Raw genomic sequence first — 12,597 nt, 5'->3', positions numbered from 1 at the left:
ACATCTAAAGGGCATGAATGGTGTCCTTTTTTGGTGTTCTTAAATGGTTATTACTAATAAATGGTATACAAAAATAAAGTTGATGGCAAAATACCTATCAACTTTATTTATCGTACAGCCCAAAAAAGTCGGTTAAGGGTTTTTACTATCTAAATTCAAAATATCAAATCAATCCACCGATTCCAAATACTAAAGGAATAGTAATCAAACTTAAAATAGTAGACAAGCTCATCAAAGAAATTGCCGGTGCTGCATCCCCTTTTGCTTGCAAAGTGAACAATACTACTAAACCTGCGGCTGGACAAGCTGACATAACAATCGTTGTATAAAAAGCAATGCCAGTTACACCCATTAATTTCAAAATGAATATCCCGATAATTGGGAATAACAAATTACGCAAGACTATCGTCAGCCCAATTTCTTTATTCAACATGTCCTTAGTAAATTTGATATTAGCTAAACTATTACCAATAACAATCATTGACAACGGCGTGTTGACAGAACCAACATATTTAACTACTTGATTAGGAATATCTGGAATTTTGATAGAAAAAACAAATAAAATCGCTCCAACAATAATTGCAATAATATTAGGATTCAACAAAATTTCCCACCAATTATTTTTTTCAACTGATACTTCTTCATTTTTAAACAAGGACACGCCTTGAGTCCAGCTAAAAATATTGAATGCAGCTAAAGAAACGACCGCAAAGAATACTCCCTGAGACCCAAATAAAGAACTGATCAAGGGAATACCCATGAATCCTGCATTGGAATAAATACTCCCGTATTGCGTAATCCGACTCAAATTTTTATCATTCAACCGTCCAAAAACTAATTTAGCAATAATAATTTCTAAAACATATAAAACTATCACACTGGCTGCGGCTAAAAGAAACTGGTGAATCCTATCTCCAGAATAAGGTTGCTCAAAAGCGTTGATAATTAAGCACGGCGACACAATGTACAATAAAACATTCGTTAAATCGCTAGATGTCTGCGAATGCATAAATTTTAATTTATTGATTAAAATCCCAATTAACATTAGGCAAAACATTAGAACTATTTGATTGATCAGTTGTCCAATATTCATATCATCTATTCCCCTTTAGTTAATATATTATACAAATTTTTTATGCCAAAAGGAAAAGAAGATACAAAAAAAAGCCATATTTAACAAAATATGACATTTTTGATTACTCGTTAAATTCTCCGCCGACTAGTGGCAGGAAATCCTAATTGTTCACGATATTTAGCAACAGTTCTTCTTGCAATCTTCAAACCATCATTGACCAGCATATTAGAAATTTTTTGGTCGCTTAAAGGTTTATGACGATTTTCATTTTCCAAAATACTTTTAATTTTAACTTTGACTTGATCAACAGATTTTTCCGTACCGACAGTAACTTTACTACGGCGAGAGAAGAAATCTTTTAATTCATAAATCCCAAAATCAGTTTGAATATATTTTCCATTGATAGTTCTACTTACAGTTGATTCGCTCAGTTGCAATTTCTGTGCGACATCACGTATCAATAATGGCTCGAGAGCTTTCGTGTTTTGCATAAAGAATTGATACTGAGCTTTAACGATACATCGACCAATAATTGAGATAGTTTCAATACGACGCTGCAAATTATATTCCAAAGTCTTGTATTGATGTAGTTTATTGTGAATATACCGTTTGACATCGTCATCAGTCGACTTCTCCAACTTATCATAAGTCTCCTCGGCAAAAATCAATTGCGGCTGACCATACTTGGTGACTGATAAAGTTAATTTGTCGTGATTTTTTCTAACTTGCAATTCCGGAACAACATATTGTTCATCTTCAGAAGTATAACGTTGACCTGGATTAGCTGAAAGCGTCTGGATAAAATCAACATCTTTTTGCAATTCAGCGTTTGAAAGATGTAGAGCATGTCTTAGTTGTTTCCCTTCATGTTTGACGAATAATTCAAAATTATCGCTCAACATTGACATAACAGCTTTATTGGAATTATCTGCTTCAGCTTGTAAATAGAGACATTCTTGTAAGTTTTTTGCCCCAATCCCAGGAGGATCGAGTTGATGCAAAAGTGTTTTAGCATCCAACAGCATAATTGGCGTTATATCGTCGACTTCTTGATATATTTCATCATCAGTCACAGTCAAATAGCCATTAGGATCCAATTGTTCAATTAAATAAACTACTAAATCACGTAGTGGCGTCTTACGCATTGTCAATTGAACTTGATCAAGCAAATATTCAAAGAGTGATTGCTGTTCATCTTTGATTTGATACGACGTATTATTTCCACTATCGACAAAAGGCATATCCAAGTTCACATGGACATCGAATAAGGGATTACTCAGACTTTGTTCATTTAAATAATCAGCTAAATCAATCGCATCTGATTGCAAAATCAAAATTGACTGACGCATCCCTTGCGTTAAGGTCAATCCCTGAACTTGTTTCTGATTCAAATTTTGTTTTAGCTCCATTCAATTCACTCCCTTCATCTTTTAGTTATTCAGAGCATAATTTCATTGATGTGAAAAAGTTTTCAATCTAACAACTAATATAATGATAGCGCTTTTTTGACGATTTGTATTTAACCTAAATAAAAATTATTTTCTAACATTACGAGTGGCATCAATAAAGGAACTCAAGCCGCTAGAATTTAAACGCGCCAATTTATCACGAAATTCTGCCTTACTAAGCTTAACTTGCCCGCCATTATAAAGCCGAAAGAGCATCAATGTATTTCTGACCAAGAAATTAGCGCAAATATAAGCATCTACCTTTGAAATATCAAAAGTTTCATATAAAGCAGCTGAAAATCCTTGAGCAAGTTTAACTTCCACTTTACGTGCTAAAAAGCTGTAATCTACTGAAGTCATCATGAAAGCATAAAATTCTCGTGATTCTTGAAAGAAGTCAAAAATTTTATTAAAAATATACCCTGGTTCTAACAACTTATCAGCTAAAGGCTCTTCCGTAATTAATTTCAATAATTTATCGGCGATATCGTTGACAAACGTGTTAGAAAAATCATCGATTGAATCATAGTGTAGATAAAACGTCTTGCGATTAATTTGGGCCATTTGCGTCAAAGACTTAACCGTAATGTCCCGATAACTAGTTGTTCTAGTCATCTTTTGAAATGCCAGTTGTAATGCTTGATTAGTTTTTTGAACTCGACGATCAACTTTTTTCATTTTTTTATTCCTTTTCAAATAATTTCAAGTTATTACACACTTTGTGTATTTATGTTGTGGAATTTAAATAATAATCGTTTATCATTTAATCCACAGTTGAGTATTATTTTTCAAAGCAACTATAACATATTTCACTAAGAGGTAAAGCAATGATTAAACAAGAATGGAAGTATCTTATAAAGCACAAGTTACTGTTGATTTCTTTTATAGTAATGATCTTCATCCCGTCGATTTATTCGGTAACATTTTTAAAATCAATGTGGGATCCATATGGAGAACTAAAAGACCTCCCTGTGGCAGTCGTTAATAATGATAAAGATACCAATTATCAAGGTACCAAGTTAAAAGTTGGTCATGACTTAGCCAAAAGTCTAAAGAAATCGAATGCAATGGATTTTCAACTTGTTTCTTCTAAAGCTAAAGCTAAAAAAGGACTCAGTGATGGTAAATATTATATGACTATCACTATCCCAAAAAACTTCTCCCAAAATGCCACTACCTTATTAAACAAGAAACCTCAAAAAATGGTTCTTAATTACGAGACCAGTGCTGGTCATAATTTCACAGCTTCTAAAATGACTGCTTCATCTGCAAAAGAAGCCGCTGCTTCTGTTTCTGATCAAGTCACTAAAACCTACGCTAAAACTATGTTTGCATCAATCAAGCAAGTTTCAACTGGTATGGATAATGCAGCTAAAGGTAGTCAAAAGCTAGCTAATGGTAATCAAAAAGTTTTTGATGCTAATAAGCAAATCACTCAAGGATTAAATACTTTATCTGCTAGTTCATTAACATTTTCTAACGGTACAAGTACTTTAAATCAAGGTATTGACCAATACTTACAAGGTGTCAATCAATTAGCAAGTGGTTCTAACACCTTGGATAATGGTTTACAAAAACTTAATAACAAATCACGTACCTTATCATCTGGCGTTGACCAATTAACATCTGGAGGTCAAGCTTTGAATTCTGGTTTGCAGAGCTACACTTCAGGTGTGGCAACACTGAACTCTTCAATTCAAACTTTAAATTCTGGTAGCAGCAAGTTAAGCAATGGTACTGATCAACTCGCTAATAGTTCTAATACACTGAATTCTGGTCTGAATCAGATTCACTCGGCTAGTCAAGAATTAACCAGCAATCTTCAAAAAGTTAGCTCTGGTCTAAACGGCAGCAATACGCAACTCAATTCATCCATCGACAGTTTAAAAAATCAATTAGCTAATGATAATAGTCAACAAGCAACAACTATCAAAAATGATTTGACCAAACTTCAACAGGCCGTTTCTAATCAGAACAACTCAGATTTAAGTTCCAAGGTCTCACAAGTTGCTGACGAACAAGGTTTAACTGCAGCTCAAAAAGCTGCCATCATGGACACGGTCAATAATTCTAACGGTGAAAATCTCAGTCAGTTGACCCAATCCTTAAGTACTGATTTGAACAATCTTTTCCAAACCCAAGCAAATGTTTCAACACAAATAAACGCTTTAACTCAACCTTTGACAGCTTCGCAAGACGAATTGTCGACGGCGATTTCCCAATTAGCCAATGGTTCACAAGAGCTGACGACACAGCTAGGTAACGCAACCTCTGGCATGAGCCAACTAAACTCCGGTATCAGTACCGTCAATACTAGTTCGAAAAAGCTTGCTTCAGGAACTAACCAATTGAGTTCTGGTTCCAATCAACTGGCAAATAATAGCAACACTCTGACAGCTGGTCTGAATACTTTGACAGGCGGTATCGACTCGATGGATTCACAGATGCCCAGTTTAACTTCTGGTGTCAATCAACTGGCTAATGGTGCCGACACACTAAATTCCGGTGTCTCGCAGCTTAACTCTAAGGGCCAAGAATTATCATCTGGTTCAGCTCAATTAACTAGTGGTGCCGACCAGATCGCCTCTGGTGCTCAAACTTTGAGTTCTGGTTCATCTCAAATGGGTTCAGGAATCGATCAGGTCACAGACGGTAGCAAACAATTAACTGCTAAATTAGTTGATGGCGCCAAAAAATCAGATATCAAGGCAACTAAACTAACTTATGCTCAATTAGCAAAACCCACGACAACTAAACAAACAGAGCGTGACACAGCTCCAAATAACGGAACTGGTATGGCTCCTTATATGTTATCTGTTTCACTCTTCGTTGGTGCTTTAGCATTTAATTTAATCTTTGATAGCTACACTCCTCGAAAATTCCCTCACACTGGTTTTTCTTGGTGGTTAAGCAAAAATAGTGTCACTGGCATCTTCGTTCTAGGCGAAAGTATTGCTGCTTTATTATTATTGATAGCTATTAATGGCTTAGCCCCTGTTAAACCATTTGAAACTTTTGCGATGATTTTTTGTACTGGAGCTGCCTTTATGTCAATTGTTCACTGGCTCAACCTAGTTTTAGGAAAAGTTGGAGCATTCTTAAGTATGATTCTCTTAGTTCTTCAATTAGGTGGTTCAGCTGGAACTTATCCAATTCAGCTATCAAATGACTTCTTTAATTCAATCCATCCTTATCTACCAATGACTTATTCTGTCAACGGTCTTCGTCAAACTCTCATGATTGGAGATTCAGCTAAATCTGAAATTTTGATATTGATAAGCATTACAATTATTTTTTCAATTTTGAGTATTCTCTTCTTCGTTAAAAGAAAATCTCATCTCAATGAAATTGATTTTACTAAAGAGTCAGCAGAACATTCACTCGTTTAAGCAAGCAAAGAGCCTTCAAATTTTTAGATATTTCGTCTACTGATTTGAAGGCCTTTTTTGTTTACTTTGTTTGCACATTGGTATACATGATAAATACCATTAGTACAGTATTAAATAATAAATGGTCTAATATATTTACTTACCGTTTTTAAGGCCATATACTCTAACCGAAATTAGAAAATCAATTTAATTTATCGGAATTGAATTTCTATATTTTTGATTTAAGATTTTAGTTTGTATTTTTGAAAAGGATGAATCATTTAACTCATCCCTTGTATAAAGGAGATAATAATAATGAAAATGAAAAGATCTCTTCTTCTAATAACAATTTTGACTTTCTTTTTAGCCTTCTTGTTCTTATTTATTCCTAGTCGCTCTGTCTTAGCAGCTTCGTCTATTTCAACATCGGCTTCCACCGACACAGCTAGTCCTCCTGGGACCTTATCTGACAACGGAAATGAATCAGTTCTTTCCTTAGCTGGTTTAAGTGCTGGTGATGCGAAAATTACAGATTCTAATGGCAATACTGTTCAAGCACCTGGTAATTTCCCCACCTCATCAAATTACAATGTCAGCTATAACTGGAGTATCCCCAATGGAGTCGTAGTTAAGGCTGGAGATACAGCTAGTTTTGAACTTCCTGATGGTTTAGTTGCTTCTGAAGACTTATCGTTTCCAGTCTACAACTCCAGCAGCGTTGAAGTTGGTACAGCCGTCATCAAAAATGGTGAAGCAAATGGCTCGATAACTTTCAACGATGCGCTAGCTGATACAAGTGCCAGTCGCACTGGAACTCTATCTTTAGCTACAAAAGGTACTGTGTCAGACAGCACTTCTGATAGTGAAAATTGGATGCTCAATAAAAATGGTTGGATATCTGGGTATGGCGCTTATAAATTTCCTAACCAAATAACCTGGAATGTCGCTTTTAATCCCAATGAGCACAATTTAAACAACGTTGTCATCACTGATACTCTAGGCCCCAATCAACAATATATTCCTGGTTCCTTAACTGCAATCGCCGGTTCATATGGTCCAAGCGGATTTGTCAATAATGGACAAGCCCTAACCCCAACTGTCACAACTTCTGGAAATCAAATAACAATTTCCTTCCCCGGTAACGTTACGACAGCTGTCGATATCTTTTATCGTGTTTCACTTCCCTCTCCATTTGATAAAATTACTAACATTCGGACAAATTCAGCCACTATGACATCTAATGAAGGCACTAATACTATTGACGCTTCTGTTTCTTGGTATCAAGGTAGCAGTGGCGGCGGCGGTGGTGACGCTAGTGGTAGCCTCGTTACATTAACTAAAGTTGATGCTTCTTCTGGAGTTGCACTTCCAGGTGCCGAATTTGAATTGACTGATAGCACTGGGAAAGTTCTTATTTCCAATGCTGAAACTGACGAAGACGGCGAATTAGAAATTTATGACCTCCCTGACGGAGACTATACATTTACAGAAGTTAAAGCTCCAGATGGTTATCAACTAAACTCTACTCCAATCAACTTTACAATATCCGGTTCTGAAAATAGTCCTGTTGAAAAATCTTATTCACAACCTGATGTTTCAAAGACAGGAGCAGTTGTTCTTAAAAAAGTTGATCCTGACACTAAGGACACAATTTCTGGTGCAACTTTCAATTTATTAGATAGCACTGGAAAAGTTATCAAAGAAGGATTGGTTACAGATACATCTGGCGAATTTGACGTCGACAACTTAGACCCTGGCGAATATTCATTTGTTGAAACAGAACCAGCTTCTGGATATATCTTGAACACATCACCAATCGAGTTTTCTATTGTTGCTGGTCAAACAACTCCTGTCAATGTAGAAAAATTCGACGTTGCTGAAGCTACTGTTTCTAATACTGGCGACGTAGTTTTGACAAAAGTTGATTCTTCCGCTAACACACCTCTTGCTGGAGCTATTTACAACTTATTAGATGCCAACGGAAAGATAATCGAAAGCAATCTAACAACTGATGAAAAAGGTCAGATTACAGTTCCTAACCTTGAAGCTGGTGAATACTCCTTTGTTGAAGTTACAGCTCCTAGTGGCTATCAACTTAATGCAACACCTATCAGTTTCACAGTTGTCAAAGGCTTGAGCAATAGCTTAAATGCTTCTGATGACAAAGTGCCATCCGCACCAGAAACACCTGAAAATCCAAGTAATCCTGGACAACCAAGCAATCCTGGTACAGTTACACCAAATCCTGGTGCTCCTGAACAACCAAATAGCCCTGGCGTAGTTACACCAAATCCTGGTACACCTGGACAACCTAACAAACCTGGTACAACAACTCCAAGTGAACCAAGTCTTCCAAATAAACCTTCAAAACCTAATAACCCTGACACAAGTAATCCTTCTGTAAAACCAAATTCTCCAAGCACTAACCCTGAGAAACCTGGCAAACCTAGTGCAACAATTCCAAGTAAACCAGAAGCTCCAGTCTTTAATCCTGAAGAATCAGTAATACCTGGCGAAACAAATCCTATTACAAAGCCAAATATTGCAGTACCTGAAAACTCAAATGCAATAAATCCAGCACCAAGTCTCGATGAAGCATTATCACCAAATAACACTGGTAACAGTGCATCAGCAATACCTGCATCATCTTCAGATTATGGCAAAGGTAAATTCCCACAAACTGGCAATAAGAGTGGTTGGATTTTGATGGTAATTGGTTTGATCTTAGCGATTGGAATCATCATTCAAAAGAAAAGAGAATGATACTTGAGACAGTTAACATAACTCATCGTCTCTTGTGTAACTCAATTCTACAATCTCTTATCAAAAAACTGATCAGCCCCAATCGACCGACCAGCTTTTTTATGCAATCTTTTCTAACCAAATTAACCATTTGTCTATCGATTTGAAGGCCTTTTTCCTTGCATTTCCGTAATTGGTATACACTTATAAATACTATTGGTATAGTCATTAACAATTAATGGTATATTATATTCACTTACTCATTTTTGTCATATAATTTAATTGCAATTAGGAAATCCATTCGTAGTTCAAATTGATTTTCTATATTGATTGTTCCAATTAGTACAAAAGCGGGCTAACTGAAACAAGCTTAACCTTAAATTTATTTCTTGCTTTAGTATTATGAAACAAAATCCAGAGATCTATTTAAACCAAAAAAATCCCCGTTAGCCCCCTTTTTTAAGAAAGGAGATAAGAATTTATGAAAATGAAAAAATCACTTCTTCTCATAACTTTTCTGACTTTCTTTCTAACTTTCTTGTTCCTAGTTATGCCTAACAATTCTGTTTATGCTGCAACCACTTCTCCACCCGCTTCGACAACTGTTGCTCCTGCAGACACTTCAAAATCAATTCTTGAAATCAATGGCCTGAACGGCAATGAAGCTCAGGTTACTGATATGAATGGCAACGCTGTTCAATCTTCAGATAATCTTTATACTTGGCTGAATTTCAACGTCAAATATAATTGGAGTATTGCTGATGATGTTTCAATCAACGCTGGCGATACAGCAGAATTTACATTACCTGAAGGTATAGTTGCTGCCGGCGATACATCATTTCCCGTTTATAATGGCAGTGGCGTTGAAATCGGTACTGTTGACATTAAAAATGGTGAATCTTTTGGTACTATTACTTTCAATGATGCCATTTCAGACATTAACGCTAATCGAAAAGGAACCTTATCTTTGATTGGTAAAGGAACCAATCCAGGTAATGGCACCCAAGGCGAAAATTGGATGTTTAACAAATTAGGCTGGATTGCAAGTTATAGTTCTACCGGCATCCCTAACCAATTGACTTGGAATATTGCCTTTAATCCTAATGAACACAATTTAAACAGTGTTGTTATCACTGATACATTAGCCAATGGTCAAGAATATATTCCTGGTTCTCTAACCGCAATTGCTGGTTCATATAATTCAAACGGATTTGTCAGCAATGGACAGGAGCTGAATCCAACTGTTACAACTTCAGGAAATACCGTAACAATTACTTTTCCTGGAAATGTCACAACAGCCGTTGATATTTACTATCGTGTCTCAGTAACCCCTAATGCTAACGATACTAATACTTGGACCAATAACGCTACCATGACTTCAAACGAGGGCACATTTAATGTTAGTGGATCAGTTTCATGGGGTGGTTCTGCAACCGGTACTGGCGAGCAAAAGGTTGGTACCGTGACCCTACAAAAAACCGACACTAATAGTGGCAATGGTTTAAGCGGTGCTGAATATGAATTAAAAGATAGTAAAGGCAAAGTAATTATTTCTAATGCCACAACTGATTCCGATGGCAAATTGGTCATCCAAAATCTCCCTTATGGAAATTATACTTTAACTGAAGTTAAGGCTCCTGATGGATATGAACTCAACCAAACACCAATCAATATTGTTTTACCTTTAAACGGCAGTATTGATTTAAACTTTAATCAAAAAGATACCCCTGATCCCGGTGGAGTCATTTTGACAAAGCTTGATCCTGATAGCCAAGCAACAATTGCTGGTGCAACCTTTAATCTGTTAGATAGTACTGGAAAAGTTATCAAAGAAAACTTGGTTACAGATGGCAATGGCGAAATTGCTGTCGACGACTTAGCTGTAGGCCAATACACATTTATAGAAACTAAACCGGCAGCCGGATATGAATTGAATGCTACTCCAACCAATTTTACTGTTGTATCAAATCAAATAACTCCAGTCGTTTTGGAAAAATTCAACATCGACAAAACTACTATTTCAAATTCTGGTGAAGTTGTTTTGACAAAAGTCGACGCTACTACCAATGCAGCACTACCTGGCGCTATCTACAATTTGGTTGATAGCAATGGCAAAATCATCGAAAGCGGTTTGACAACTGACAAAAATGGCCAAATTGAAATTTCTGACCTTGAAGCTGGAAATTACTCTTTCATTGAAGTCACATCTCCAAATGGTTATGAACTTAACAAAGAACCCATTAGTTTCACTGTTACTAAGGATTTGACTAACACTTTGGAAGCTAAAGATGAAAAGACTCCATCTTCACCTGGCACAACTACACCGCCGGAAAATCCTAGCAATCCACAACAACCAAATAATCCTGGCACAACCAATCCTCCTGTAAAACCAAATAATCCCGGTAATCCAGATGCTCCAATTGTTAAGCCTGAAAAACCTGGTGTAACAAATCCCCCTGCAAAACCAAGCAAGCCAAATTCTCCAAACGTTAAACCTGAAAAACCTGGTGTAACAAATCCAAGTAAACCAGAAGCTCCAATTGTTAAGCCGGAAAATCCTAATATAACAAATCCAAGTAAACCAGAAACTCCAATTATTAATCCAGAAAACCCTAATGAACCTGAAGCAAGTGTTCCAAATGTAACTGCTCCGGAAAATCCTAATGCGATAAATCCAGCACCAAATCCTGATGAAATATTGTCACCAAATAATAATAGCGATAATACAACACCAGTACCTGAAACATCATCGGATTATGGCAAAGGTAAATTCCCACAAACTGGTAATAAGAGTGGTTGGATCTTAATGGTCATTGGTTTGGTATTAGGAATAACAATAATTATCAAAAAGAGAGTAAAACATGAAATTTAGATAATAAAAGCTGATCAATCTAATTAGACTGACCAGTTTTTTTGTAATTTATTTTAAATAAAGGTCAAATTATCTATCGTATCCATAATAAGAAATGGTTTCTAACTATAATAAAAATAAAAATTTCTCAAATATTTAGATATTATACCTTTTAATTTGAAAAAATTTTATTTGCTTTATTTATATTGGTATACATTAAGAATACTAATGGTACACATATGAATAATAAATGGTCTATTATATTTACTTACAATTACCTAGACAATATACTTTAATCGAAATTAAGATGTTGATTCGTTTACAGATTAATTTTCGAAGTTTTTGTTTCATGGGTTTCATATATTTATTTTTAAAATCAAGCATTTCAATAAATATTATAAAAAGGGTGATGTTGGGGCAACTCATCCTCTATCAATAAAGGAGATAAAAATTATGAAAATGAAAAGATCATTTCTTTTAATAACCATTTTGACTTTCTTTTTAACTTTTCTATTACTTTTTATTCCTAATCATCCAGTTTTAGCTGAAACAGTTTCTTCATCAGCCTCTACCGCCACAACCAGTCCTCCTGGGGGAACTGATGATACAGCTACAACCAATGTTAGTTCAGTAATTCCCGTAACTGGACTCACTGTTAACGATGGTACAATTACTGATCTCAATGGAAAATCTGTTAAACCATCTGATAACCTTTATTTTTGGCTAAATTACCATGTCAATTACAACTGGAGTATTCCTGATGGTATTCAAGTTAAAAGTGGAGATACAGCAAATTTTAAACTACCTAATAGTTTAGTCGCTTACGAGGATTCATCATTACCAATTTATAACTCTCAAGGAGTTGTTGTCGGTAATGCTACTATTAAGAGTGATGCATCGAATGGTACTATAACTTTCAATGATGCTTTTTCAACTGCCAATACTAGTCGTCTTGGAACTCTTTCCATACTTACTAAAGGTACTTCTTGGACTTAAGTCAAATCCTCGGACACGAACTCTATTCTTAATTTAACAAACTGAAGCCGTTGGTTTCTTCGAATTGCTTAGGGGTCATATAGCTTAAAGCACTGTGAATTCTTTTACGGTTGTACC

The 12,597-nt window shown here is 35.7% G+C and carries 7 protein-coding genes; 4 read left to right on the top strand and 3 right to left on the bottom strand.

The features are described 5' to 3' along the window. Nucleotides 1-163: 163 nt before the first annotated feature. The 3 genes from FHL05_RS11680 to FHL05_RS11670 all read right to left on the bottom strand — a co-directional run bounded on the left by FHL05_RS11680 (nucleotide 164) and on the right by FHL05_RS11670 (nucleotide 3,201). A complete protein-coding gene (locus tag FHL05_RS11680) occupies nucleotides 164-1,093 on the bottom strand; it encodes an AEC family transporter (RefSeq protein ID WP_153386010.1) in 930 nt (309 codons plus the stop codon). 110 nt (nucleotides 1,094-1,203) lie between these two features. Further along, nucleotides 1,204-2,484: an RNA polymerase factor sigma-54 gene (gene rpoN / locus FHL05_RS11675; RefSeq protein WP_153522778.1), complete on the bottom strand. Its 1,281-nt coding sequence runs from the start codon at nucleotides 2,482-2,484 to the stop codon at nucleotides 1,204-1,206. Between the two features lie 126 nt (nucleotides 2,485-2,610). Further along, entirely contained in the window at nucleotides 2,611-3,201 is a 591-nt protein-coding gene (locus FHL05_RS11670; protein WP_153386014.1) for a TetR/AcrR family transcriptional regulator, read from the bottom strand. 149 nt (nucleotides 3,202-3,350) lie between these two features. On the opposite strand from FHL05_RS11670, the gene FHL05_RS11665 reads away from it, so the two are divergent. From FHL05_RS11665 to FHL05_RS11650, 4 genes are all read left to right on the top strand, one after another. Next, a complete protein-coding gene (locus tag FHL05_RS11665) occupies nucleotides 3,351-5,912 on the top strand; it encodes a YhgE/Pip domain-containing protein (RefSeq protein WP_153522776.1) in 2,562 nt (853 codons plus the stop codon). A gap of 294 nt (nucleotides 5,913-6,206) precedes the next feature. After that, nucleotides 6,207-8,654 (top strand): SpaA isopeptide-forming pilin-related protein, encoded by a 2,448-nt coding sequence (locus tag FHL05_RS11660; RefSeq protein WP_153522780.1) that lies wholly within the window; start codon nucleotides 6,207-6,209, stop codon nucleotides 8,652-8,654. Between the two features lie 460 nt (nucleotides 8,655-9,114). Continuing rightward, complete coding sequence (locus tag FHL05_RS11655) at nucleotides 9,115-11,505, top strand: SpaA isopeptide-forming pilin-related protein (RefSeq protein ID WP_153386020.1); 2,391 nt, start codon at nucleotides 9,115-9,117, stop codon at nucleotides 11,503-11,505. A 432-nt stretch (nucleotides 11,506-11,937) separates the two neighbouring features. Continuing rightward, nucleotides 11,938-12,480, top strand: a complete 543-nt coding sequence (locus FHL05_RS11650) for an Ig-like domain-containing protein (RefSeq protein ID WP_153522774.1) — start codon at nucleotides 11,938-11,940, stop codon at nucleotides 12,478-12,480. Nucleotides 12,481-12,597 lie beyond the last annotated feature (117 nt).

The organism is Companilactobacillus halodurans, from assembly GCF_009600995.1.
Classification (GTDB): Bacteria; Bacillota; Bacilli; order Lactobacillales; family Lactobacillaceae; genus Companilactobacillus; species Companilactobacillus halodurans.
This window is presented reverse-complemented; position numbering and strand designations above follow the sequence as displayed.